23 protein-coding genes are annotated in these 23,375 nt (G+C 65.4%); 12 read left to right on the top strand and 11 right to left on the bottom strand.

Features of this window, described 5'->3' with window-relative positions; all coding sequences use genetic code 11:
- The first annotated feature begins 76 nt into the window (after nt 1–76).
- Nucleotides 77–217: a hypothetical protein gene (locus ACYVKZ_RS14635; protein ID WP_460992969.1), complete on the top strand. Its 141-nt coding sequence runs from the start codon at nt 77–79 to the stop codon at nt 215–217.
- Nucleotides 218–347: 130 nt separating this feature from the next.
- On the opposite strand, the gene ACYVKZ_RS14630 is transcribed toward ACYVKZ_RS14635, so the two are convergent.
- Nucleotides 348–620 (bottom strand): PDDEXK nuclease domain-containing protein, encoded by a 273-nt coding sequence (locus tag ACYVKZ_RS14630; RefSeq protein WP_460992968.1) that lies wholly within the window; start codon nt 618–620, stop codon nt 348–350.
- Nucleotides 621–1,324: 704 nt separating this feature from the next.
- The gene (locus ACYVKZ_RS14625; RefSeq protein WP_460992967.1) at nt 1,325–2,110 is read right to left on the bottom strand and encodes an SDR family NAD(P)-dependent oxidoreductase; all 786 of its coding nucleotides are present in this window, start codon (nt 2,108–2,110) and stop codon (nt 1,325–1,327) included.
- 328 nt (nt 2,111–2,438) lie between these two features.
- On the opposite strand from ACYVKZ_RS14625, the gene lhgO reads away from it, so the two are divergent.
- A complete protein-coding gene (gene lhgO / locus ACYVKZ_RS14620) occupies nt 2,439–3,656 on the top strand; it encodes an L-2-hydroxyglutarate oxidase (RefSeq protein WP_460992966.1) in 1,218 nt (405 codons plus the stop codon).
- A gap of 54 nt (nt 3,657–3,710) precedes the next feature.
- On the opposite strand, the gene ACYVKZ_RS14615 is transcribed toward lhgO, so the two are convergent.
- Nucleotides 3,711–4,442, bottom strand: coding sequence for a helix-turn-helix domain-containing protein (locus ACYVKZ_RS14615; RefSeq protein ID WP_460993187.1), 732 nt, complete (start codon nt 4,440–4,442; stop codon nt 3,711–3,713).
- A gap of 468 nt (nt 4,443–4,910) precedes the next feature.
- Here ACYVKZ_RS14615 and ACYVKZ_RS14610 point away from each other — a divergent pair, with 468 nt between their 5' ends.
- From ACYVKZ_RS14610 to ACYVKZ_RS14585, 6 genes are all read left to right on the top strand, one after another.
- A complete protein-coding gene (locus ACYVKZ_RS14610) occupies nt 4,911–5,072 on the top strand; it encodes a hypothetical protein (RefSeq protein ID WP_460992965.1) in 162 nt (53 codons plus the stop codon).
- Nucleotides 5,073–5,486: 414 nt separating this feature from the next.
- Complete coding sequence (locus ACYVKZ_RS14605) at nt 5,487–6,584, top strand: substrate-binding domain-containing protein (RefSeq protein ID WP_460992964.1); 1,098 nt, start codon at nt 5,487–5,489, stop codon at nt 6,582–6,584.
- Nucleotides 6,585–6,664: 80 nt separating this feature from the next.
- Nucleotides 6,665–7,447, top strand: coding sequence for an ATP-binding cassette domain-containing protein (locus ACYVKZ_RS14600; RefSeq protein ID WP_460992963.1), 783 nt, complete (start codon nt 6,665–6,667; stop codon nt 7,445–7,447).
- Nucleotides 7,444–8,655, top strand: coding sequence for a sugar ABC transporter permease (locus ACYVKZ_RS14595; RefSeq protein ID WP_460992962.1), 1,212 nt, complete (start codon nt 7,444–7,446; stop codon nt 8,653–8,655). Before ACYVKZ_RS14600 ends, ACYVKZ_RS14595 begins: the two co-directional genes overlap by 4 nt.
- Nucleotides 8,656–8,699: 44 nt before the next feature.
- Nucleotides 8,700–9,089 (top strand): hypothetical protein, encoded by a 390-nt coding sequence (locus ACYVKZ_RS14590; protein ID WP_460992961.1) that lies wholly within the window; start codon nt 8,700–8,702, stop codon nt 9,087–9,089.
- 1 nt (nt 9,090) lies between these two features.
- Nucleotides 9,091–9,795, top strand: coding sequence for an SDR family NAD(P)-dependent oxidoreductase (locus tag ACYVKZ_RS14585; RefSeq protein WP_460992960.1), 705 nt, complete (start codon nt 9,091–9,093; stop codon nt 9,793–9,795).
- Between the two features lie 249 nt (nt 9,796–10,044).
- Here ACYVKZ_RS14585 and ACYVKZ_RS14580 read toward each other — a convergent pair whose 3' ends face one another.
- Nucleotides 10,045–11,382 carry a dihydrolipoamide acetyltransferase family protein gene (locus ACYVKZ_RS14580; RefSeq protein WP_460992959.1) on the bottom strand — a complete coding sequence of 446 codons (1,338 nt, stop codon included), beginning with the start codon at nt 11,380–11,382 and terminating at the stop codon, nt 10,045–10,047.
- Nucleotides 11,383–11,402: 20 nt separating this feature from the next.
- Complete coding sequence (locus ACYVKZ_RS14575) at nt 11,403–13,589, bottom strand: alpha-ketoacid dehydrogenase subunit alpha/beta (RefSeq protein ID WP_460992958.1); 2,187 nt, start codon at nt 13,587–13,589, stop codon at nt 11,403–11,405.
- Nucleotides 13,590–13,753: 164 nt separating this feature from the next.
- Here ACYVKZ_RS14575 and ACYVKZ_RS14570 point away from each other — a divergent pair, with 164 nt between their 5' ends.
- Nucleotides 13,754–14,293, top strand: coding sequence for a VOC family protein (locus ACYVKZ_RS14570; protein WP_460992957.1), 540 nt, complete (start codon nt 13,754–13,756; stop codon nt 14,291–14,293).
- A gap of 38 nt (nt 14,294–14,331) precedes the next feature.
- Nucleotides 14,332–15,018: a GntR family transcriptional regulator gene (locus tag ACYVKZ_RS14565; protein ID WP_460992956.1), complete on the top strand. Its 687-nt coding sequence runs from the start codon at nt 14,332–14,334 to the stop codon at nt 15,016–15,018.
- 7 nt (nt 15,019–15,025) lie between these two features.
- Here the strand turns inward: ACYVKZ_RS14565 and ACYVKZ_RS14560 are convergent, their stop codons facing one another.
- The 3 genes from ACYVKZ_RS14560 to ACYVKZ_RS14550 all read right to left on the bottom strand — a co-directional run bounded on the left by ACYVKZ_RS14560 (nt 15,026) and on the right by ACYVKZ_RS14550 (nt 18,122).
- On the bottom strand, nt 15,026–16,066 hold the full coding sequence (locus tag ACYVKZ_RS14560; protein ID WP_460992955.1) for a ketopantoate reductase family protein: 1,041 nt from the start codon (nt 16,064–16,066) through the stop codon (nt 15,026–15,028).
- An 11-nt stretch (nt 16,067–16,077) separates the two neighbouring features.
- On the bottom strand, nt 16,078–17,283 hold the full coding sequence (gene eboE / locus ACYVKZ_RS14555; protein ID WP_460992954.1) for a metabolite traffic protein EboE: 1,206 nt from the start codon (nt 17,281–17,283) through the stop codon (nt 16,078–16,080).
- Nucleotides 17,284–17,504: 221 nt separating this feature from the next.
- Complete coding sequence (locus ACYVKZ_RS14550; protein WP_460992953.1) at nt 17,505–18,122, bottom strand: helix-turn-helix domain-containing protein; 618 nt, start codon at nt 18,120–18,122, stop codon at nt 17,505–17,507.
- A gap of 278 nt (nt 18,123–18,400) precedes the next feature.
- Here ACYVKZ_RS14550 and ACYVKZ_RS14545 point away from each other — a divergent pair, with 278 nt between their 5' ends.
- Both ACYVKZ_RS14545 and ACYVKZ_RS14540 read left to right on the top strand, forming a co-directional pair.
- On the top strand, nt 18,401–18,922 hold the full coding sequence (locus ACYVKZ_RS14545; protein WP_460992952.1) for a VOC family protein: 522 nt from the start codon (nt 18,401–18,403) through the stop codon (nt 18,920–18,922).
- 26 nt (nt 18,923–18,948) lie between these two features.
- Nucleotides 18,949–20,025 carry an SDR family oxidoreductase gene (locus ACYVKZ_RS14540; protein WP_460992951.1) on the top strand — a complete coding sequence of 359 codons (1,077 nt, stop codon included), beginning with the start codon at nt 18,949–18,951 and terminating at the stop codon, nt 20,023–20,025.
- Nucleotides 20,026–20,150: 125 nt separating this feature from the next.
- Here ACYVKZ_RS14540 and ACYVKZ_RS14535 read toward each other — a convergent pair whose 3' ends face one another.
- The 3 genes from ACYVKZ_RS14535 to ACYVKZ_RS14525 all read right to left on the bottom strand — a co-directional run bounded on the left by ACYVKZ_RS14535 (nt 20,151) and on the right by ACYVKZ_RS14525 (nt 23,368).
- Nucleotides 20,151–21,131 (bottom strand): zinc-dependent alcohol dehydrogenase, encoded by a 981-nt coding sequence (locus ACYVKZ_RS14535; RefSeq protein WP_460992950.1) that lies wholly within the window; start codon nt 21,129–21,131, stop codon nt 20,151–20,153.
- A gap of 62 nt (nt 21,132–21,193) precedes the next feature.
- The gene (locus tag ACYVKZ_RS14530; protein WP_460992949.1) at nt 21,194–22,258 is read right to left on the bottom strand and encodes a 2,3-butanediol dehydrogenase; all 1,065 of its coding nucleotides are present in this window, start codon (nt 22,256–22,258) and stop codon (nt 21,194–21,196) included.
- 6 nt (nt 22,259–22,264) lie between these two features.
- Nucleotides 22,265–23,368, bottom strand: coding sequence for a zinc-dependent alcohol dehydrogenase (locus tag ACYVKZ_RS14525; protein WP_460992948.1), 1,104 nt, complete (start codon nt 23,366–23,368; stop codon nt 22,265–22,267).
- Nucleotides 23,369–23,375: the final 7 nt, after the last annotated feature.

The following is a 23,375-nucleotide window of genomic DNA, read 5'->3' as shown; positions in this document are numbered from 1 at the left end:
CCGAGGCCGTGCTGTCGTGAACGGCACGGCTCCGCCACATGGGCGGAGCTGCCCGCGCACCCAGCAGAGGAGTGCCATGGTCAACGACGACCGCAGCAGCGCTACACCCGCACCGAGCAGGCACGACCTGTCACAGGACTTCGACTTCGGCCCAGAGGAGACGGCCTGGGACGAAGAGGACGGGCTCTTCGACAGCGAGGAGATCGTCACAGGCTGACCCTCCCCCTGCGCAGGATCTCCCGTCATGCGACCGCTGCGCTCTCGCAGGCGGCGCGTATCGTGATGTTCAAGGACCCCCTGCCTTTCAACGGGACTCAGCGGGCCGGGGCCCCTCCCCCGCAGCCGGACTATTCGCCGGATCCCACGGTGCCCTGCTCTAGGGCTGCGGTGATCGCCTCGGGCGATGGGAGAGAGGCTTTCTCCTCGGCAGGCAGGGCGTCGTACATGTAGGCGGCCACGGCAACCGGAGCAGCGCTGGCGTCCAGGGCGTAGCGGACGGTCTGGTCGTTCTTGGACCCGCAGACGAGGATCCCCACGGTCGGAGCGTGGTGGGGCAGGCGTAGCATCCCGTCGACGGCGGCGACATAGAAGTTCAGCGATGAGTCGTCGAGGACGTCCATCCCCCGCGCCTGACAGCTGGAGTCCGCGGCGGCTTCTGATTACGCATATGAGCCCAGAATTAAGATTACGTCAGGTAGGCCCCACCTGATCTCATGGATGATTCGTCATCGCTTTCCGGCTGAGAGGTGCCCACGTCAGCGGTTCACTTTCCCCTCTGCTGGTTGCGAGGCTGGCCATAGGAGGTAACTTCAAGCTCAACGAGCTGGACGTAGGCCTGAGCGAATTCACTGTAGGCCTCGAAGGCCAACCGGACCGCGCGGAGGGGCCAAATTGGCTCTCCCTCGTTTCCGGAACGCGTGGTTGGCCGTCTATTCGACCGCCGAAAATGCACGATGCCCTCCTCGGGAGGTGTTCAACCGTGGTGTAGGTCCATTGCCCTCGTGGACGGTTCTGAAGGGACTTCTTCGTCCCTGGAGGTTCCCACTGCCTCGCCGAGCCGTCCACGACTCTGCCGCCAAAGCTGATCCTCAGCATGCCAGGCGCGAGGTGGGCGCCAATGCCTTTGGGTGGACGTTCACGCATTGCCCGCATAGCCGTCGTAGAGTCTCTGGCCGCTGCATTCCAAGTAGTTCTCGGCTCCGTCCTGACATGTAAGGCGTTCGGCCGTCGACTCTCAGCGAATTAGCCCGGCGTCGTCGGGTGTCGGCCGGGTCTTGGAGGTCGCATTGCGGCAGCACCAAGGCCCGGCCGGCCTGCCGTCCCCTTAATGGAAGACGACGCCCCCGTTCACGTCGAGCGAGGCGCCCGTGATGTAGGAAGCTGCTGGCGATGAGAGGAAGTGGATTGCGTCAGCGATCTCCTCGGGCTCTCCGGGGCGAAGCATGGGCATCTTCGCCCACTCGATGTCCTTCATCTCCTCGAAGGTGATCCCCCGTTCGGCCGCTTCAGCCTCGAGGGCGGAGAAGTGCATGCGCGTGTTGATGTTGCCGGGGCAGACTGTGTTGACGCGAACGGTCGGAGCGAGCTCATCTGCAAGGGCCTGCGCGAACACGATGAGTCCGGCTTTCGCTGCGCAGTAGGCGGCGAAGAATGCATGGCCGGAACGGCCCCACCATGAGGAGACGACGGTGATGCTGCCGCCACCGTCCCGGGACAGCAGGGGCGTCAGCGCGTGTGCCATCTCATAGGGACCGGTGAGGTTGACGCCGAGGACGCGGTCCCACTCCGAACGGTCAAGCTTGGCGATGGGCGCCGCGGTCTGCACGACGCCCGCGACCAGGGCCAGTGAGTCCAATCTCCCGAAGTCTTGCTCGATCTCATCCGCGAGCTGTCCGACGCTGTCCGAGTCGGTGACGTCAGCGATGTAGCCGCGGAGCACAAGGCCAGGGTGCTGCTCCCGCAGCTCTTCCACGACCTGGTGCACCTGGTCCGTGACATCCACCAGGGCAACAGAAGCTCCGCCCTCTGCAAAGCGCCCCGCCACGGCTCGGCCGATGCCGCCTGCTGCGCCTGTCACTAGGGCCACGTGTTCTGAACTGGTCTCTCCCATGAGGGTTGACTCCTAACTTCTTCTGGTTTCTTGTGGTCGCTCGCTGGGGGCAGCCGGCTCAGGCCGACATGATCCCGTCGTCTTGTTCACCGCGACCCGGGTGAGGTGTCTGATGTTCTGCCGCAGCAACGACCTCAGCGATCTCGCTGGACGTCGCATAGATGGAGGCGCCCGGCGTGGCGATGTCCGGTGTGCGGGACGCCTATGTCACTCCTCATCGAGTAGGGGGAAGTGCTCCGGGCCACAGCATCTGTACACTGATGCTGAACTGTACAGTGCACGCTGTCAAGGGAGTCCATCAAACCGGGAAGCGGCGGCAGCGGCGCGGATGGGAGTCAAGGTGTACGACTTTTGTGTGGTCGGTGCCGGAATTGTCGGCCTTGCGACAGCGATGACGCTGCTGCAGGAGAACCCAGGGGCCTCTCTAGTCCTGATGGAGAAGGAATCGGCTGTCGCCGTTCATCAGACGGGACACAACAGCGGCGTGATCCATTCCGGGATCTACTACCAGCCGGGAAGCCTCAAGGCGCGGTTCAGCAAGCAGGGAGCGATCCTGACGAAGGAGTTCTGCCAGGACAACGGCTTGGCTTTTAAGGAGCTGGGAAAGCTTCTGGTGGCGACGAGCGCACCGGAACTTGCGCGCATGGACACGCTAGAAGAACGCGCAGCCGTACACGGCGTGCGGGTGCAGCGTCTCGATTCACACGGTCTCCGCTCCCTCGAACCGAATGTCGAGGGCATTGCGGCGCTTCTCGTTCCGACGACGTCGGTCGTCGACTACCGCCAGGTGAGTGCGCGGATGTCCGCCATCGTCGCACATCTCGGGGGCGAGATCTTGCTCGGGACACAAGTCAACGCGATCGAGGAGGGCGTCTTCTCGGTCTCCCTTACCACGGTCGACGGACGACGCATCAGCTGCGGGCAGCTCGTGGTGTGCGGCGGCCTCCAGTCGGACCGCTTGGCCCGCATGGCCGGCCTTTCCACGGATGCCCGCATTGTGCCTTTCCGCGGTGAGTACTACCGGCTCTCTGAGAGCCGCAAGGACCTGGTACACCACCTCATATATCCGATTCCAGATCCTTCGCTGCCTTTCCTCGGCGTCCATCTCACACCGACGCTCGACGGGGAGGTCACAGTAGGGCCGAACGCCGTTCTGGGCCTGTCACGGGAGGGCTATCCGAAGTTCTCGATCTCGACGAGGGATATGGCCGAGTGCTTCGGCTTCCCGGGATTCTGGGCCATGGCAGCAGGGAACGTCGGCGTGGGGCTCAAGGAGATGAAGAACTCCCTGCTCCGCCATGGATACCTGAAGGAATGCAGGCGTTTCGCGCCCTCCATTCGCAGGGAGGACCTGATCCCGCATGCGGCGGGGATCCGCGCTCAGGCCGTCTCACGAACGGGTGCCCTCATCCACGACTTCGTGCTACTCGAGACGCCGCGGATGCTCCATGTCATCAACGCCCCCTCCCCCGCCGCCACCGCGTCCATACCGATCGCGCGAGAACTGAGTTCCCGTCTGCGCAGGAGCCGGGCAGCGGCTCGTTAGGGCGCAGGCGCCCACCGCTATCCTGTGCGGGTGCCCGTGGGTGCTGGCACAACCTCACCCGCCCCGAGGGACTTGCCACTCATCTGACACCCAGGGTCCCGACAGAGAACCCTGAAAAAGGGCCGCCGGCTGCTCGCTGTGACGCCCTGCTGTGTACCAGATGCCCTTCGCTGCCGATTTCCCCTGATTGACGTACATGTGGGGTTCGGTGCTGTCAAAGTTGAATGAATCTCCCGCCTCCACCTCGAACACGTCGAAGCCCACCTGGACCGTCAGCCTGCCCTCGATGAGGTAAGCAAACTCGTGCCCGCTGTGGCGCATGAGCCGGCCGTCGACCGAGCTTGAAGCGCCGGCCTGATAGGTGACCAGCAGGATCTCCAGTCCCTCATTGCTGCCCGAAAGCCTCTCCCAGCGGACCCCATTGTCCATATCAAGGGTCGGGTTCTCCCCGGCGCGCTGGACCACGTGCTTCGCGGCGGAGGATGTATGGCTGTCGTTGATTGAACCGGCGGACGAGACTATCACGGCCGGTCCGCCCGCCTGGGGCTTGCCGGCCACGCCGAGCATGCTGTCCAACGAAGCACCCAGCGCACTGACAAGCGCGTAAAGCGTTGCCACAGAGGGCTGCACTTTGCCGTTTTCGACCTGGGACAGGAGGCTTGCAGACACCCCAACCTCGGTGGCCAACTGGCGGAGGCTGCGGCCGCTGGCCAGCCGGGCCGCCCGGATCTGGGGGCCGATGTCGTCGTGGACCCCGTTGCTCGAACCTTCCCCGCTTCGCGGCATGGGTTCTCCCATCTGTTGGAACGCATTCCGACCAGCGTTGGTCGTTGACTAATACTAAACACCCTCTTGGAGAGTTCGCTCCACCCTCCCGGAAGTTTTTTATGCTCACCGAGAAGCGCTCTGACACCCGTGATGTCGGTCATCGGGCGCGATGCACACTGCCCTGGGCGCAGCGGTGCTCGTCCTGAGCGGACCTTGACCACGGGTTGACGCTCATCGTTCACTGGAACTGCGGTTCATTTCTACTGAACATGGTGACGCCGCCAGTCCCGACCTCCATCGTCGGGATCAGGCGCGCCCAGCCGAGGGTGAGGGCGAGGCCCGGAAGCCGAGAGCGGCACACGAACATCCGGAAGGGAAGACATCGTGGATTATGGCAGCTCCATCTCAGTCGACATTGGGCACCTGCGGCGTGGAGAGCGTGTGGCCCTGACCTCGATTCACACAGCAGCCCACTACACAGGGCTGGTGGACGAGGTGGCTCCGCTGCTCGGTGTGATCTGGATCCGGGACGCGCTCGGGGACAGAAAGCTGTTCCTGAGGCAGGAATGGCGTTTCTACCGTGATGGCGCGACGGAGGTTCAGCCGGGAGGTCTGCTGCAGATCCTCATCTGCCCGGCAGTGAGTTGAGGCGGTGCTCCGGAACCGGAAGGCTCCGGGCAGGTCAAGTTCGCGCCCTTGCATCTGAGCTGGGGCTCACGCCCCTGTTCGACGCCTGTGGCGGCTGCCCAGAGCATTCGTGGCGACTTCTGGTGGGTGGGCTAACAAACGCCGGAAGACGAGGGAGAGGCGTTTCAGGAGGAGGCGTCACTTGGCAAGAATGCCGTTGACATCATTCTTCGTTCACTATAGCTTCACTGTTCAAGCGAGCTGAACAACAACTTGCAGGCGGGCCAGTGTCAGCACGGCCCGCAGACCAATCGCTGCGGCGCCTCATCGCCCGTGAGCCAGAACCCCGCATGCCCGACATGACCGCATTGATCTGCGAACTTGCTGGCCGGGGAAGCAGATTTTGACGACAGGATCTCATCGAGGAGAGCGTCCGTGAAGAAGATACTCGCAGCAACGAGCTCGGCTCTTGCTGGTCTCCTGCTGGTTACGGGGTGCACCACCGGAGCCGATCAGGCTGCAAGCGGCGGCGCGAAGTCCGCCAAGGACCTGACGGGGACCGTCACCTTCCTCCTGCCGAATACGACGACAGTCCGGTTCACAGAGCATGACGCGCCGGCGTTCGTCGCAGCTATGAAGGACCTCGCCCCGGGTGTCAAGGTCGACATACAGGACGCGAACAACGACCAGTCGCGGCAGCTGACGCAGGCTGAGACCGCGATCAGCCAGTCCACGCTGGGAATCGTGATGGCAGCAGCTGACCCGTCGCTTTCCGGCGCGGTGCTTCAGAAGGCCGCCGACGCCAAGGTTCCGGTGATCGGCTACGAACACGAGGCGCTCAACGGCAAGGCAGCGGACCAAGTCATCTTCGACCCCGTAAAGGTCGGGGAGGCCCAGGGCAAGTACTTTGCCTCGCACTTGCCCTCTGCGAAGAACGGGGTGATCACTATCGCCCGCATCTACGGGAACAAGGGTGACAACTACACCATCGGCGTGCAAAAGGGGCAGGACGAGGCCCTCCAGCCCCTGATTGCCTCCGGGAAGGTCAAGGTGGCCTGTGAAGACAACGCAGCGAATTGGGACCCGGTGAACGCCCAGCAGATCACTGAGCAGTGCCTGACGAAGACTTCGAACCAGCTCGATGCCGTCGTCGCCTCCAATGACGGCACCGCTCAAGGCGCTATCGCCGCGGTCGAAGGGCAGAAGCTCTCCACACCGGTCTACGGCGGACAGGATGCCAACCTCACGGCGCTCCAGTTCATCCTCCAGGGCAAGCAGAAGGACACGGTTTTCAAGGACTACGCGAAGGAGGGCAAGGCTGCAGCCGAACTCATGGTTGCCGCCCTCACCAACCAGCAGGCGCCGTCCGGGCTGATCAACGGAACCTACGACAACAAGTCGATGCAGGTTCCGGCCGCCTACTTGGACGTGCAGAGCATCGATGCCAGCAATATGCAGACGGTGGTCGATGCCAAGCTCTACACGAAGGAGCAGATCTGCAAGGGCCTCAGCGGCGCCGCGTTCTGCCAGTAGCCGACGGGCTCATGCAGCAGAAACGGTGACTCGCGGGTCCCCCGGTTCAAGCTGCATGCTCTCCATCCAAAGGAATTCATATGACTTCATCCGAGGCATCCGGCCACAGCGGGGAACCGGCCCTCAGGCTCAGAGGGATCTCAAAGCACTTCGGGGGGGTACGCGCGCTGACAGAGGTGGATCTGGCCCTCTACAGGGGAAAGATCACAGCTCTCGTCGGCGACAACGGCGCAGGCAAGTCGACCCTCACCAAGGTGATCTCTGGAATTTACGAGCCCGACGAAGGCGACATCTTCCTCAATGGAGAAAAGGTCACCTTCCACGGCCCGAAGGAGGCGACGGGCGCAGGAATCCAGACGGTCTACCAAGACTTGGCACTCTGCGACAACCTCGACACCGTTCAGAACCTCTTCCTTGGCCGTGAGCTCGGGGGCCGGGTGTCCTCGATGTTCCAGCTTTCATGGCAGGAGATGGAGCGGGCATCGATGCGCGCCCTGGCCAATCTCGGGGTGAAGATCAAGGATCTCTCCGCTCCGATCTCCCAGCTGAGCGGCGGTCAGCGCCAAGGGATCGCCATCTGCCGCAGCGTGCTCACGAACCCGGACATCGTCCTGCTCGACGAACCTACGGCGGCACTGGGTGTGACGCAGAAGGAACAGGTACGGAACCTGCTCGAGCGGCTGCGCGACCAAGGACATGCGGTGATGGTCATCTCCCATGACATGCAGGACGTCCAGTACCTTGCGGACTACATCGAGGTCATGCGCCTGGGAAGGAAGGTGGCGACTTTCCGCAGGGGGAACTACACCACTTCTGACGTGATCGACGCGATCACAGGTGCCTCGGAAAGGATTGTGGCATGACGCTGTCCCAAGAAGTCGCCGCGGCACCGGCCAGCCACGATGATCGAGAATCAGCATGGACACGATTCTGGAGTCGGGCCCGTCAATTCAGGTTGGGACCGGTTCTCGTCGTACTCGTTCTGGTGTGGGCCTTCTTCGCCCTCCAGAATCCCCGCTTCCTTGCTCCGGTCAACCTGTCCAACCTGACACTGCAGACCGCGGTGACAGCGACAATTGCTCTGGGCCTCGTCTTCGTCCTCCTCCTGGGCGAAATCGACTTGTCGGTTGCAGCGTTGAGCGGTGTAGCGGCTGCGGTCACGTCAGGGCTCGCGACCAACAACGGCTGGAATCCGGTAGCTGCAGCGGCTCTCGGCCTAGGCCTGGGAGTCGCCTGGTCCCTCGTGCAGGCCGTCATCGTGCTGTACGGCGCACCGTCCTTCATCGTGACCCTGGCCGGGTCCCTCGCCCTGGGCGGCGTGCTGCTCCTGGCCCTCCCCCGAAGCGGGCAGATCTCGATCGCCAACAGTCCGCTTGGCCTCATCGCCGGCAGCTACCTGCCGGCACTCGGCGGATGGGCGGCCGCGCTGGTTGCCGTGCTCGTCTCGGGCTGGTTCTACCTCTCGAGGCATCGCGCACGACGGGCCCAAGGCCTTCCGACGCAGTTCTTCAGGACGGCCGCGCTCCCGATCCTGTCGGTCCTCGTGCTGTCGGCTGTTCTGGTGCTGACGCTTAACGCCCACCGCGGTGTTCCCGTCATCTTCGCTGCCTTGGTCGCCGTCGTCGGGTTCTTCGCGTACATCACAACTCAGACCCGGTTTGGTGTACGGCTGTACTCGGTCGGCGGAAACCGGGAAGCAGCCCGCCGGGCGGGAATACCCGTCGGAAAGACCATTCTGTGGGCCTTTGCTCTATCCGGGTTCTTTGCCGCGCTGGGGGGGATCTTCGCGGCATCCCGTCTGCTTGGAGTCTCGAACCAATCGGGCAGCGGCACGCTGCTGCTGCAGGCCATCGCTGCGGCAGTGATCGGGGGAACCAGCCTGTTCGGGGGCAAAGGAACGGTGTGGTCCGCGCTCCTGGGGGCGCTGCTTATCGGCAGCATCAGCAACGGGATGGATCTGCTCGGGCTGGCCACGGAGATCAAGGACATCGTCACCGGCATCATCTTGGTCGCGGCCACAGTCGCAGACGTCGTACTCAGCAGAGGGACATTCTCATGGCGCAAGAAGTGAATGCCGTACCACGCAGCACCAGTACGGTCCCGTTCAATTGCTCCTTGCACGAGGACCGGCCTGGGCTGAGGGTCCTGACGGTCGAGCTGATTTCTTCGAGCGATCCCTGGGAACGAGACTCCCTCCTCACAGACGGGGTCTATGCCATCGTCGAGTTCCTCGTGGCCAGCTCGAAGACCAGAGATCGGGCGGTCGTAGATGTCCGCCTGGCAGACGACCATCCGGCGGCGCTTCCGGGAGCCTGCGCCTTCGTTGAAGCTGCCCGCGGCCTTGTCCAGGCACACACACTGGAGGGAGGGCCCGAAGCTGGCGCATGCAACCTGATGGTTTCAACAGCCGACCAGCATCAGGCGCGTGAGACAACCTTCGCGTATCTGGCCAGCGACGGCGGCGGCTTCTCATGGGGCGCCACCTATGACGTGAGGAGGGGCTGACATGCGCTTCTTGGTGACGGGAGCAGGCGGCGGGATCGGATCGGCCATTTCGAAGGAACTCGAAAATGCCGGCCACGAGGTGCTGCGCCACGATCTTCGTTCCACCGACGCCCAGCAGGTTGACCTTGAAGGCGATCTCATCGACGTCGATCACCTCGCCCGTGTTCGCGACGTCTGCAGGGATGACGGCGTCGACGGTGTCGTGTGCGCGCACGGGATTGCGGCGGCGCGGGACTTGTCGGAGGTTGACCGGGCCTATTCCGACCGGGTGATGAAGATCAACACGATCTCGATGCTCCGCCTCTACGACGCGCTCTCTGAGCTGCTCACCGCTCGCAGGGGCGTCTTTGTCGCCATCTCCAGTCAGGCTGGCCTGTATGCGGAAGGACATAACGGGGCCTATTCGGCCTCCAAGTTCGCAGTCGTGGGCTGGGCCCGTGGCATCCGAGAACACGGTTCAGGGCCTCGACTACGGATTCTGTGTCCGGGCGCTACCGAGACTCCCCTGCTCCGCCAGGCGTTCGAGGGCATGGCAGTGAGTCAAGGAGTCGCGTACGAGGATGTGCTGAGCCAGCGTTCGTCTCAAATACCGGCGGGGCGGCTTGGGCGTCCCTCGGATCTCGGGGCCGCCGCCCTGTGGCTGGCGGAGCTGCACGAGCCGAAGGTCTTCGTTGCGGCAGTGACAGGTGGCGAGGTGCTCTACTGACTTCATGGTCCGGGTAAGCGGACCCGCGAGGATTGGGTACGGCAGGGCCCGGAGACCGGGGGGGGGACTCCGGGCCTTGCCGCACGTCAGAGCCAGGTTCTCGGGATTGCGCGTCACCGCCCCCAGGAGCGAGGAACGCCTTCGTGTGGTCCGCTGCGGCGCCGAGCAAGGCCGCCTTGGTCCACCGAAAGTCGCACTGGCAGCAGAGGACCCGGAAGCCTGTGGCAACCGGGCCCTCTGCCGTGCAGCTCAGGCCAAGATCGAAAGGGGGTTCTCGATGCGGGAGGTGAAGGCAGCGAGCCACCGTGCAGCAAGCGCACCGTCCACCGCCCGGTGGTCCACCGAGAGGGTGCACCGCATGGTCGTCGCCACTTGGAGCGCGCCGTCGATCACCACTGGTGCGGGCTTCGCCGCTCCGACGGCCAGGATCGCCGACTGGGGCGGGTTGAGGATCGCGGCGAACTCCAGAGTCCCGAACATCCCGAGATTGGTCACCGAGACGGTGCCGCCCTCGAGCTCGTCCTGGCGGATCCGGCCCTCACGGGCCCTCCCAGCCAGCTCCGAGATGCGGGTGCTCACACCGCTCAGGCTGAGCCGGTCGGCCTCACGCACGACCGGGGTGAGGAGCCCCGTTTCCGTCGCGACGGCGACGGAGATGTCGACGTTGTCCCAGTGCCGCAGGTGAGTATCGGTCCAGGTGACGTTGGCCTCGGGGACCTCGACGTACGCGGCCGCGACGGCCTTGACGACGAGGTCATTGACCGAGATCTTCACCGGCGAAAAATCGTTGAGCTGCTTCCGCAGTGCGAGCAGGGCGTCGACCCTGCATTCCGCCGTGAGATAGAAATGGGGCACCGTCGACTTGGACTCGGTGAGCCGCCGGGCGATGGCGCGCCGCATTCCGGTGTGCGGGATCTCCGTATAGCTGCCTGCAACCGCGGCCGTCTTCTGCACAGGTTCTGCAGGCACCTGAATGGGCCCAGGACGGGTTGGAGCGGCCGGTGCGGCTGTGGAAGGAGCCGTGGGCGTGCGGGCCGTTTCGAGCGCTACGATGGCGGCTTCGACGTCTGCACGGACGATCCGGCCGCCCGGACCCGTTCCCTGGATCGAATCCAGCGCAATGCCGGCGTCCTTGGCGCGGCGACGGGAGACTGGGCTCGCGAAGATGCGGCCCACCGGGCGAGCTCCGTCAGAGGGTAGGGAGCCGCCGTTGCCGCTTGTGGTCACTGGGACCGCCGCATGGGTGGTGGTCTGAGGGGAGGCCTCGCCAGCAGCCGCCGCTTCGGCATCTGCAGGAGCCTCACCCGCCGCCCCGGCCTCGGCGATCGCCTCGCCGAGCGCCGCTTCGATGTCCGCTTGGGTCTCCCCTGCACCGATCACGACCGCAATCGGGGAACCGACACTGGTGGTCGCCCCCGGTTGGGCAAGGATCCGGCCAAGGATACCGTCCTGTTCGGCGGGCAGGTCGACCAGTGCCTTCTCGGTCTCGATCTCCGCGAGGGTGTCACCAGCAGTGAACGGGCTCCCCTCGGCGATCGCCCATGCTGCGACGACGGCCTCGGCCGCACCCGCGAGGACCTCGGGCATTCTGAGAATGGTTGCCATGCCTACCGCCCCCCGCGACCGGCTCGGACGGTCTCGATCCCGGCGACGACCTCTTCGGTCCGTGCGATGGCCGCCCGTTCGAGCACCTTGGAAATGCTCGGGCTGGCCTCCCCGCCCGTCACCCGCTGGACCGGTTGATCGAGCCAGTCGAAGAAGCGCCGCTGGATCTCGTCAGCAAGCCAACCGCCGTAGGAGGTGCCGCGCGCTCCCTGTTCGACGATCAACACGGCGTTCGTCTTCCGGATGCTCTCGCCGATCGTGTCCCAGTCCAGCGACGCGCGGTCCAGCCATCGGAGGTCGATGAGGTCGGCGGAGACGCCGGTCTGCTCTATGCCCTCGAGGCAGTGGTTCACCATGGACAGGTAGCTGATGACGGTCATCTCCTCGCCCTGGGCACGCAGCGCGGCCTTGCCGATCGGGAGGAAGTAGTCGTAGTCGCCTTCAGGCACCTCCTCACTGCGTCCGTAGAGGTCGACGTGCTCGATGACCAGGACGGGGTCCTGCAGGGCCAGAGCCGTGTTCATCAGGCCGATGTAGTCTGCCGCCGAAGAGGGGGCAACGATCCGCCATCCCGGGGCTGTGGCGAAGATGCCGGCGGGATCCATGAGGTGCTGGGAGCCGTAGCCGGACCCCATGGCCACCTTCGTCCGGAGGACCAGGGGGACGGGGTTGTCGCCACCGAACATGTGACGGGCCTTGCCGATCTGATTGAAGACCTGGTCGGCCGCAACCCACATGAAGTCGGGATACATGAATTCGACGACCGGCCGGTACCTGCCGTCCAAGGCCATGCCCCCGCCCAGTCCGGCGAAGGCGTTCTCGGAGATGGGGGTTCCGAGCGTCCGGTCGGGGAACTTCTTCGAGAGGCCCTTGGTCGCGCCGTTCGTGCCCCCGTTGAGGCGGTGGATGTCTTCGCCCATCAGGACGATGCGCCCGTCTTCGCTCATCCGCCGGTCCATGACGCCGGCGACTGCGTCGACGAACTTCTTCCTCTCCAGCGGCCCCGAGAAGTGCAGCGGGTCGAGGAGCCGGACCCCGTCGAGCTCGCTGGCGTCGCCGCGGAGTCCGACGTCGACGAACCCCGGGTCAGGCCAGAGCTCGGGGCGCACGCGACGCTTGCCCGGATTGTCGGGGTCCGCCTCAATGAGCTCGACGACGGCCGCCTTCATGGCGGCCTGCGCCTGCTCGCGCACGGCCGCCACCCCGGCGTCGTCGATGAGCCCGAGCTTGGCCATCTCCCCGGCGACGCGGTCCAGCGGATCCCGCCCGCGCCAGGCTGCCTCCTCCTCCTTGGAGCGGTACCCGAAGGCGCTGCCCGGGTAGGGGCCGTTCTGGTGGAAGTAGCGGTAGACCTCGGCTTCGATGACGGCGGGGCCACCGCCTGCGCGCATGATCTCCTCGGCCTCCTGCATGGCCAGGTGCACGGCAAGAGGGTCCATCCCATCGACGCGCCATGCCGGGATGTTGAACCCGAGGCCTCGGGCCGAGAGGCGCGGCTCCGCAGTCACCTCGGACACCTCTGTGGATACTGCATAGAGGTTGTTCTCGATGAAGAAGGCCAGCGGGAGCTTCCATGCGGCGGCGAGGTTCATCGACTCCAGGACAGAGCCGATATTCGTCGCCCCGTCGCCGAAATATGACACCGTCACGTCCTGCGTGCCGGCATGCCTCTGCGCCCAGGCGTTGCCTGCCGCCAGCGGGACTCCGCCGCCGACGATCGCATTGGTGCCGAGGGCGCCGGCTTCGAACCACTGCAGGTGCATAGAACCGCCGCGACCTCGGCAGAAGCCCTGGGCGAGCCCGAGGATCTCGGCGAGAGTGCGCTGCAGGACGCTCTGCAGGTCTTCGTCCACGAGGGTGGTGAGGCCGAGCTTCCCTCCGCTCACGTGCCCGATGGCCTTGGCGAGGAACTGATGGTGCCCACGGTGGGAGCCATTGATGGCGTCGGAGGAGCTGAGCGCCACGATGGAGCCGACCGCACCTCCCTCCTGGCCGATGCTGGAGTGCGCAGGCCCGTGCACGAGGCCCTCCCCGGCCAGCTCGAGCACAGTCTCCTCAAAGGCGCGGATGAGGTGGAGCTGGCCCAGCATGGTGGCCAGCAGGCTGGGGTCTGCATCCTTCCAGTCCTGAGCGGTGGTGCTCAGCTGGATCCAGGCCGATCCCGGTTCCAAACGTCGTCGTTGGGGCATGTTCGCCGTCTCCATCACTCGGGCCGGTCCCTTCTGACCGACTCTTGGGTGATGTCGATCATAGTACTAAATTGAATCCAATCCAAGCAGATTAAGAGGATTTAGTCCCAAAAAGCGACTATCTGCGCTAGCTTTGTATCCAACTACTACGAAGGAGTGGCGAAATGGGCGATGGGCTCCCCGGACTGCGAGGCACCGAGCACATTGGCTTCACGGTGCCGGATCTCGATGAGGCCGAGCGGTTCTTCGTGGACGTCATCGGTTGCGAGCGGGTGTACTCGCTCGGGCCGTTCGCCCACGGGGAGGCCGGCGACGACTGGATGCGGGAGCATCTGGGCGTCCATCCTCGAACAGTGATGCGCGAACTGCGCTTCTACAGGTGCAGGTTCGGGCCCAACTTCGAGGTGTTCCAGTACGACGCGGCCGACGGCCAGGCACAGCAGCCGCGCAACAGCGACATCGGCGGCCATCACCTTGCGTTCTACGTGGACGACCTGGATGCGGCCATGGAGCACTTGCGGCGGCATGGAGTGACGATCATGGGCGAGCCGACTTCTAGCTCGAGCTACAGTGCCGGGCAGCGCTGGGTCTACTTCCGGGCCCCATGGGGCATGCAGTTCGAGCTGGTGAGCTTCCCCCATGGGAAGGCCTACGAGAAGGACGCGCCTGTTAAGCTGTGGCATCCTGCCAGGCCCGCCGAGTGAGCGCGGCTCCGGCCCCCCGACTCCCGCAGAAGGCCCGCATGCCCAGACCCATCAGCCGCGACGGCGCAGCAGGCGCCCGGATCGCTGTCTCCCTCAGGGACGCGATCCTCCGGGGCGTTTACACGCCCGGGACCCGTATCCGGCAGGAGGACATCGCCCACGAGTTCGGGGCGAGCCGCCTCCCCGTTCGTGAAGCGCTGCGAATCCTCGAATCGGAGGGGCTCGTGACGCTGGTAGCCAACACCGGCGCCTGGGTCGCGGAGCTGAGCATGGAAGAGTGCCAAGAGGTCTACCAGATACGCGAACGGATCGAGCCGCTGCTCCTGCGATACAGCATGCCCGGCCTCGAGGCCGGCATCGTCGACCGCCTTGCGGATCTTGCGGATCGGATGCAGGCCGGCACCGATGTCGAGACCTTCCTGCAACTGGACCGTGAATTCCACCTGCTCTCGTACAGCGGGGCCAGGACCTCGATGCTCGGTGACACCGTCGAGCGGCTTTGGAACTCGACCCAGCACTACCGGCGTGCCTTCACGCTCTCGATCGGCCCGGAGGACAATCGGGCGCTGCACTATGAGCACCAGCTTCTCGTGGCAGCGATTCGCCATGGCGATGCCGACGACGCCGAGCGTGTGCTGTTCGGCCACATCCGCCGCACGAGGCTTGAGCTTCTCGGGCATCCCGAGCTGTTCCTTCCTCAAGCCCCGGCGGCGGACGTCGGGTAGCTCGGGCTCAGCCGACGAAGGACCCGAGCTCCCTGAGCATCCGTTCCGCGTTGGCCGGCCCGGCCTCGAGCTCGCCATTCTCGATACGGCGCGCGAAGCGGACAGTGATGTCGTTGGCCGGCGCTGCGCCGCCGAGCTTGCGCTGCATGTCCACGACGAGTCCGTTGATCTCATTCACTTCGCTGCGTCGGCCCTTCAGCCAGTCCTGCAGGACTGTGGTCTTGGTGTCTGAGAGGGTGAAGTGGCGGATGACCTCGTCGAAGAGGGCATCCGCGACACTGTCCGGATCAGCCAGGTTCAGCCCCTGAAGGCCGAAGATGGGGCGGATCCTGACTCCGGCCGCCACCGCAGTGCGGACCGCTTCGCGTCCGGCCTCGAGCATGAAGGAGCGGAACCCCGGGACCTCGCCGGCCTCACCCAGCGGCAGTCCGAGGATAGCCGACGGGACGAGTTCGGCGGCATTGACGACAAGCTTCATCCACTTGGAGGCGCGGATGTCGTCAGAGACCTCCACCCTCCCCGCGCTCCGCAGCAGGTCTGCAGCCTCTTCGGCCCGGGTGTGGGCCGATGGGTGGATGCCGCCGACGGCGAACCAGGAACGCGCGTGGTCGCTCTGGCGGTTGACCACGCCCGCGTCGAACATGTTGGAGGAGATCTCGATCACTGCGCCGAGCGTGCGCTCAGGCCCGACGACGTCGGCTATCGTATCGATCGTCATACCATTCTGCACTCCGACGACGAGTCCATCGGCAGCGACAAGCGGCTTGATCAGTTCCGTGGCCCAGCGCGTGTCGTAGGCCTTCACGAGCACGAAGACCATGTCGAACGCCTCCCGCAGCGTGGCAACCTCGCACAGGTCAATGGCGCGCACCCTAGTGGTGACGCTCTTTGCGGGAAGGTTGACGCGGACACCCCTCTCGCGCATGGCGGCCACATGCTCGGGCCACTGCTCGATCAGCGTGACGTCGTGCCCTGCACGCGTCAGGTCCGCCCCAATGGCCGCCCCGTTTGCCCCGGCCCCGAGGACCGCAAGCCGCTTCTGAGCCATTGCGCTTCTCCCTAGTCCCGACCAAGTACAGTGTCCCGGACGAACTCGAGCTCACGGGTCACGTAGTCCACGATGTCACCCGTCTTCAGGTGTGCAGGGAGGACGTCCCAGGTGTACGTCTCGATCTCCAGATGGTCCGAAAGCGGCAGCTGGCGGTGGAGCCGCAGCGCGTCCTGGACGGCGAACCTCGTCGTGCGGAACGGTCCGAGCTCCTCGAGGAACACCGGCACATGGAAATGCGTCCGCAGCTCGGCCGGGCGCGGGTCTGCCTCGAACGCGTCGAGGGCTTCGCCGAGGTTCAGGTACTTGACGTCCGTCCCGTCCCGGCGAAGCGTCGACTGGCTCAGGTAGATCGTGTCGGTGAAGGTCCGCAGTTGGGGAACGAGCTCGGGCGTGAGCTCCCCGACCCAGAGCGCTGCGGCCTCCTGCAGCTTGAAGATGGGAATCCCCGCCTCAACGAGGGCATTGAGCGAATCTGCGATGTTCTCGAACCCGACAGACTGGTGCCCGATGTCGAAGACCACCCCGAGGTGCCGGCGGAGCAGGCCTTCCGCCTCGGAGATCGGGACCGAGGCCAGCCGTGCGAACTCAGCCACGCCCTCCCGGGTGTAGAGCCGGTCCTTGAAGTAGCGGATGGTCTCCTCAGTCGTCTCCAGATAGCAGGCGGGCTCGGGCTCGAGTGCGAGCTTGACCCTCCGGCCCGTTCCCCGCTCCACCTCGACCAGATGAGCGACGACGCGGAGGAGGTTCGTGGTGAACTGCACGACGTAGCCGTCGTCGGAGACCTTCGGCCTGAAGGCCAGCGGGGCAGTCTGGATGCTGGGACTGATGTCGGCCGGGGCGATCTCGGCCAGGATGTCGGCGACCTGGTTCGTGTATGCGACCCGGTCGTCCGTGGTCCAGTCCGGCTCGTAGACCCGCTCCATCACGCTGCCGCCCTTGAACGGCCCGTACGGGAAGGCGTTGACCGTGTAGACGTAGAGGTCGTTTTCCTTGAGGAACCGGACGAGGTCGTCGCGCCGGGCCGGTTCCTGTGTGAGGGTCTGCGCGGAGTCGGCCGAGATGCGAAGCGACACCCCGAACGGTGCGTCGGGTGAGATGCGCTCCTTGACGGCAGGCAGGAAGGTCTGGAGGCTCTCCCTCATCTCAGCCCAAGTGTCGCCGGCATGGACAAGAGTTGAGTAGGTGAGATGACCGAGTCGGTTGCCGAGGTCCATGAGTGTCGTTCTTCCTCTCCGCCGGCCGCCGGGCCAGCCACGCCATTGTGCGTTCACTGGCCCGTTAAGCTGCAGTGAACATGCTAGCCAAGCTAGGGCTGGACTGCCGACCGTGTCAAGGGCCCCATACGGAGGCCCGACCCGGGAACGCTCCTGGCGCTGCTGCAGCACTTCGTAGCCGGAGGGGGGGACGACTGCTGCGAGAGGAGATAATGCCTACCTCAATGAGAGGCGTGCATGAACCAGACGCCTTCGAAGACGTCGGTCCCGCAGTTGCGGAGCCGATGGGGAATCGTCGAGTCAAAACCCAATGACTCCCCAGCGTTGAGGATGAAGACCTCGTCTCCGACGGTCACCTCCAGCTGACCCCTGAGCACGTAGCCGTACTCGTAGCCGTGATGGGTGACCAGAGCGCCGTCGGCCTGGGAGCTCGCGCCTGGGGCATAGGTGATCTTCATGAAGTTGATGCCCCGCTCGGAGGTCGCCGCAAGGCGTTCCCAATCAACTCCTTCGGCCATCGCGAGGTGCGGGCGATGGGACGGATGCACAACCGAGACCCGGTTGGAGTACTCCGAGAGCTTCCACACCTCGGCAGGATGGAACTCCGCATCGGTGTCCGAGGAGTTCCCAGGGCCCCGCTCGTGCTCCTCGAACAGCTCGTCGATGGGCACATTCAACAGCTGCGCGAACGAGTAGAGGGTCCCGACCGAGGGCCGGGACTTCCCATTCTCGATCTGGGAGATGAATGAGGGTGAGAGGTCCGCCTGGCGCGCAAGCGCCCGCACCGAGAGCCCGGCGCGCAGGCGATATTGCTTGAGCCGTTCGCCGAGATTGGTCATCTCCGCCCTCCCGGGGCCGTGGGCCCACGCCCCGCGTGCCCCAGCGGAGGGTTGATCTGTAGATGGGTCCAGAACATTATCGACCAAGAATACACGGGCCTCCTCGCCCAGAGCCCGCGGCGGGGAGCTCACACACCCCTGCCCGTAGCGTTTACTGATAATGAACAGTACACTCGTCGGGAAGCAGCGGCAACGGAGCCGTCCTCGGGGCGCCCGTAGATTCCAGGTCGCGCCGGGCCGCCCGGGGCTGGCGAGCAACGAGAATGAAGGAGTGTGCTGTGTCCATCATCGGCGTCCACCACGCGGGCATCATCGTCAAGGACTTGGATGAGTCCATTTACTTCTACCACGACATCCTCGGGCTGCCGTTCGTGACCGAACCGAGTCCCTGGTTCAGCGGGGAGGGCCTCGCGAAGGGTGTCGGCGTCCCTGGGGCATCCTTGCGCCAGGTGTGCCTCGGCGTCGCCGAGACCCAGGTCGAGCTGATCGAGTATGGCAACCGCGAGGACGACCACAACGAGGCCGTCCACCAGAACCACCTCGGCGCAATGCACCTGGCCCTGCGCGTGGACGACATCGCCGCTGAGAAGGCACGGCTCGAGGCAGCCGGAGTGGAGTTCCTGTCGGACGTGAACACGGTCGACGATGGCGTGCTGGCCGGCTGGCGCTGGGTCTACCTCCGCGATCCCGACGGGATCACGATCGAGCTCGTGGAGGTCGCCTACGAGCGTCCGAAGTCGGAGCGCGAGGCAGCCTACCAGCATTACCTCGGCTCCAGGCCGGCCCGTTCACTGGCCTGAGCAGAACTGAACCCTTTAGGAGAGCAATGACCGAAGCAGCCCAGCCCCGCCGTGCCCTCGTCGTGGGCGCCACCGGAATCGTCGGCCACACCCTCAGCGCGCAGTTGGCGGAGCAAGGCTGGCAGGTGACCGGTCTTTCGCGAAGCAGGGCCCTCGACATCCCGGGGGTCGTCTCGGTCCAGGCGGACCTCCAGGAGCCCGAGCAGCTACGGACCGCCCTCATGGGGGTGCAGCCGGAACTTGTCGCGATCACCGCGTGGACGCGAATGGACAGCGAGGAAGAGAACATCCGCGTGAACGGCGGGGCCGTCCGAAACCTCCTCGGCGCCCTGGACCCGGGGCCGGTGAAGCATGTGGCACTCATGACGGGCCTCAAGCACTACCTTGGCCCGTTCGACAACTACGCGACGGGGGTCCTGCCCGATACGCCGTTCCACGAGGACGAGCCGCGCCTCGACAAGCCGAACTTCTACTACGCCCAAGAGGACGAGCTGTTCTCCGGGACCGAGCGCTTGGGCGCGACATGGAGCGTCCACCGCTCGCACACCATCTTCGGCTTCGCCACGGGAAACGCCATGAACATGGTCCTCACCCTCTCGGCGTACGCCACCATCTGCCGTGAGAAGGGACTCCCGTTCGTCTTTCCTGGCTCGGAGACGCAGTGGAACGGTGTGACCGATGTGACGGATGCCGAGCTGCTCGCAGAGCAGATCAGGTGGGCCGCCGAGAACGAGGCGGGGCACAACCAGGCCTTCAATATCGCCAACGGGGACACATTCCGCTGGCGATGGCTGTGGCCGCAGATTGCGGAACACTTCGGCGTCGAGTGGGAGGGATTCCAGGATGTGCCGCGCCCGCTCGCCGCAAGGATGGCGGACGCCGCGCCGCTTTGGCGGGAGATCGCCGCAGAGCATGACCTGGTCGAGCCAGACGTCGACCGCATCGCCTCGTGGTGGCACAGCGACAGCGACCTCGGCCGGAACATCGAGTGCCTGACCGACATGAACAAGTCGCGCAAGGCGGGTTTCCTAGGCTTCCGGGACAGCCGGGACAGCTTCTTCCGGTACGTGGACCGGTACAGGGCGGCCAAGATCCTGCCGTAGCCGAAAGCGACCTTCCTCCACCGGGTGGCACGAAAGGGAGGGCCCCGGTCCGATTGGACCGGGGCCCTGCCGTTCGCCGCAGTGGTGCCGCGGTGTGGAGTCAGAAGGCGTGCGCCCCGGGGCTCTCAGCTTGGCAGCGTTGCATCGAATTCGATGTGGGCCTTGATGGTCGTCCGTGGATCGTGGGCGGCCTCGAGGGCCTCCAGCGCCTGGTCGAGGGAGAACCGTTGGGTGACGAGCGGACTCAGGTCCACCTTGCTGTGGGCGAGGAAGCGCAGGGTCTCCGGCCAGACCCCGGGCGAGCCGATCGCTCCAGTGATCCGAAGCTCCTTGGACTGGATCAGCCCCAATTTGGCAGGGGCTTCGCGACCGACATCGATGCCGACATAGGAGACACGGCCCTGGAAGGCCACCAGCTCCAGCGCACGCGCCATGACCTCGGGCCGCCCGCTAACTTCGACGACGAGGTCTGCTCCCCTGCCGCCGGTGACCTTCTCAAGGAGGGCATCGACGTCATCCGGGTGGGTCGTGTGATGGGCACCGAGGTCAGCCGCAGCCTGCCGGCGCTCTTCGGCAGGCTCGACCACGACCACAACCGCTCCCATGGCCACGGCGGCAGCCGTCACGGCGAGCCCCACAGGTCCCGCGCCGAGAACGACAACCGTGTCGCTGGCGTCGACCTTGCCCGCGCGCACCAGAGCGTAGTACGCGACGCTGAACGGCTCGACCAGGGCGCCCATCGTGTACGAGAGCTCGTCGGGGAGGCGATGGAGCCACTCGGGGCGGGCCACGAAGAACTCCGCAGCCGCGCCGCTGATCGAGAATCCGAAATGGTCCAGGCCGATCACGCACTCGCCCACGACCCGGTCTCCGGGAGCGAAGGCGGTGACGTCCACGCCGACCTGTACCACCTCGCCGGACCACTCGTGGCCGGGGATCAGCGGGTACTCGAACGGAATGATGTACCGGCCCTCGAGCAGATCGATGTCCGAGTGGCACACCCCGACGCTGCGCGCCGCCACGAGCACCTCGTCAGCGCCGATCTCAGGAACCGGCAGCTCGGCCACCTTCGCCACGTTCTTCTCCGCATACTGCAGAGCCTTCATAAGGTCACCTTCATTTCCTTCTCTGCCTTTCTCGCGGGCTGGTGCGTCCGACCGCGCCGCCCTCAGCGGGCCCGGGCATCGACCAGGACCTTCACCTGGTCCCCTGTAGGGGACAGGAGCGACTCGAAGCCCTTCTCGACCACGTCGGCCATCGCGATCTGGGCGGTCACGACCTTTTCGACGGGGAAGCGTCCGCGAGCGATGAGGTCGATGATCCTGGGCCAGTCGGTGACGGGATAGCACCAAGTGCCGCTGAGCGTGATGTCGTGCTCGGAGAGCACCATCGGCTCAATCGAGGCCTCGCGGGTGTGCAGACCGGTCTGCGAGATGCGGCCGGACTTCCGCACGGCCGCGATCGCCGTCTGCAGGGCACGCTCATTGCCCGAGCACTCGATGACGGCGTCTGCGCCGATCCCCTCGGTCTTGGCCTTCACGTACTCGACTACGTCGATCTCCGATGGGTCCACGACCTCTGCGATCCCGAGGCTCTCGGCCAGGGCCGCGCGCGAGGGATTGACTTCGGAGATGATGACTCGCGCGCCGATTGAAGCGGCGTAAAGGGCTGCTAGGGCGCCGATGGGACCGGCCCCGGTGATCAGGACGGTGTCCCCGGCGCCGACCTGAGCGGTGTCGACGCCGTATGCAGCCACGGCTGCGGGCTCTACGAGAGCGCCTTGGAGGTCGCTCACCTCGTCGGGAAGGACGCTGATGTGCGTTTCAGGAACAATGGCCTGTTCGGCGATGCCGCCCCAGCGGAAGCTGAGCCCCACCGCCGCCATCGAGCTGCAGAGGTGGTTGAGCCCACGTCGGCAGTAGTAGCAGGCGCCGCAGTAGAGGATCGGCATCACCGACACGCGATCACCCGGGCGCACCGAGCTAACCCCCTCCCCGACCTCGAGCACCTCGCCGGAGAACTCGTGCCCGAGGATCTGCGGGAGCTGGGAGCCGTTGAGCGGATGCGGATCGGAGGGAATCACGATCGGCCCCATGGCGTACTCGTGCAGGTCGGTGCCGCAAATCCCGCACCAGTACGGCTTCAACAGGACCTCGCCGGGGCCCGGGCTGCCGGGGTCCGATACTTCTTCGACCCTGATGTCGTGTTCCTTGTAGAAGACGGCTGCCTTCATGGAGATTCACCTTCCGTGGGAGTTGTGTTCCGATGTGACCGACGACGGTTCCGACGCGGGCGAGAGCGACGGGTCGAACAGGACCTTACCTTCGAGCTGACCTGTGGCCAGCCGCTCCAACTGTTCCGCGACTTCGTCGAGGGGGCGCACCGAGTCCAGCAGTTCCTCGGCGAGATTAGTGCTGCGGAGAATCTCGAGCGCTGGCGCCAGGTCCTCTCCGCAGACGTGGGCGAGGGTGGTCTGGACCGTGATCTCCCGCATGACCAGGGAGTGGATGTCCGCTTCCTGCTGCTTGGCCGGAAGCCCGACCTGCAGGATCGTCCCGCCGTCGCGGACCATGGAGATGGCGGTATTCAGCTGCCCAGGGGCCCCGCTCGCCTCGATCACGACGTCGGCCCCGCCTCCCCCGATGGCCTCGGCGACTGTGTCCACGGCTGTGGGGCCGGCTTCCACCACGCGGGTGGCACCCAGCCGCCGGGCCCGCTCGAGCCGCTCCCCGGGGAAGTCGATGACGGTCAGGTCAATGCCTGCGAGCGAACGGACCGCCGTGAGGACGAACGATCCGATTGCGCCTGCTCCGATCAGGATAACCCGGTCCCCGTCGCGGACTCCGGATCGACGCCCGGCGTGGAGCCCGACCGCGAGAGGCTGGGCTAGGCCGGCCGCATCGAGCGGGAGGTCCTCGGGTACGGGCACCAGGATCCTCTCCGGGCTCGACACATATTCGGCCATGCCGCCATGAGTGCTGAGGCCGAGGGTGTAGTAGCGACGGCACAGATTGGTCCGTCCTTCCAGGCACCTGTCGCACTCCCCGCAGGACACGCCGGCGCCGCAGGCCACCACGTCCCCGGGAACCCAGGGGCTGCTTGGGTCTGCTTCGACGACTTCACCGACGAATTCGTGCCCGAAGATCATGGGACCCTGGTGGCCGGTGACCCGGTGGGGGCGTGAGAGCGGGAAGGCGAGCGGGCCCGCTTTCCACTCAGTAGCGTCGGTTCCGCACATGCCGGTGCGCAGCACCCGCAGGAGAACCTCGCCCTTCGCCCGCTCGGGCACCGGCCTGTCCTCGATCCGGACGTCGTGATCACCGTAGATCACTGCAGCTTTCATTCTCGGG

Source organism: Sinomonas soli (genome assembly GCF_054782415.1).
Note: the sequence above shows the minus strand (reverse complement) of the source record. Positions and strands in the feature narration are given on the sequence as shown.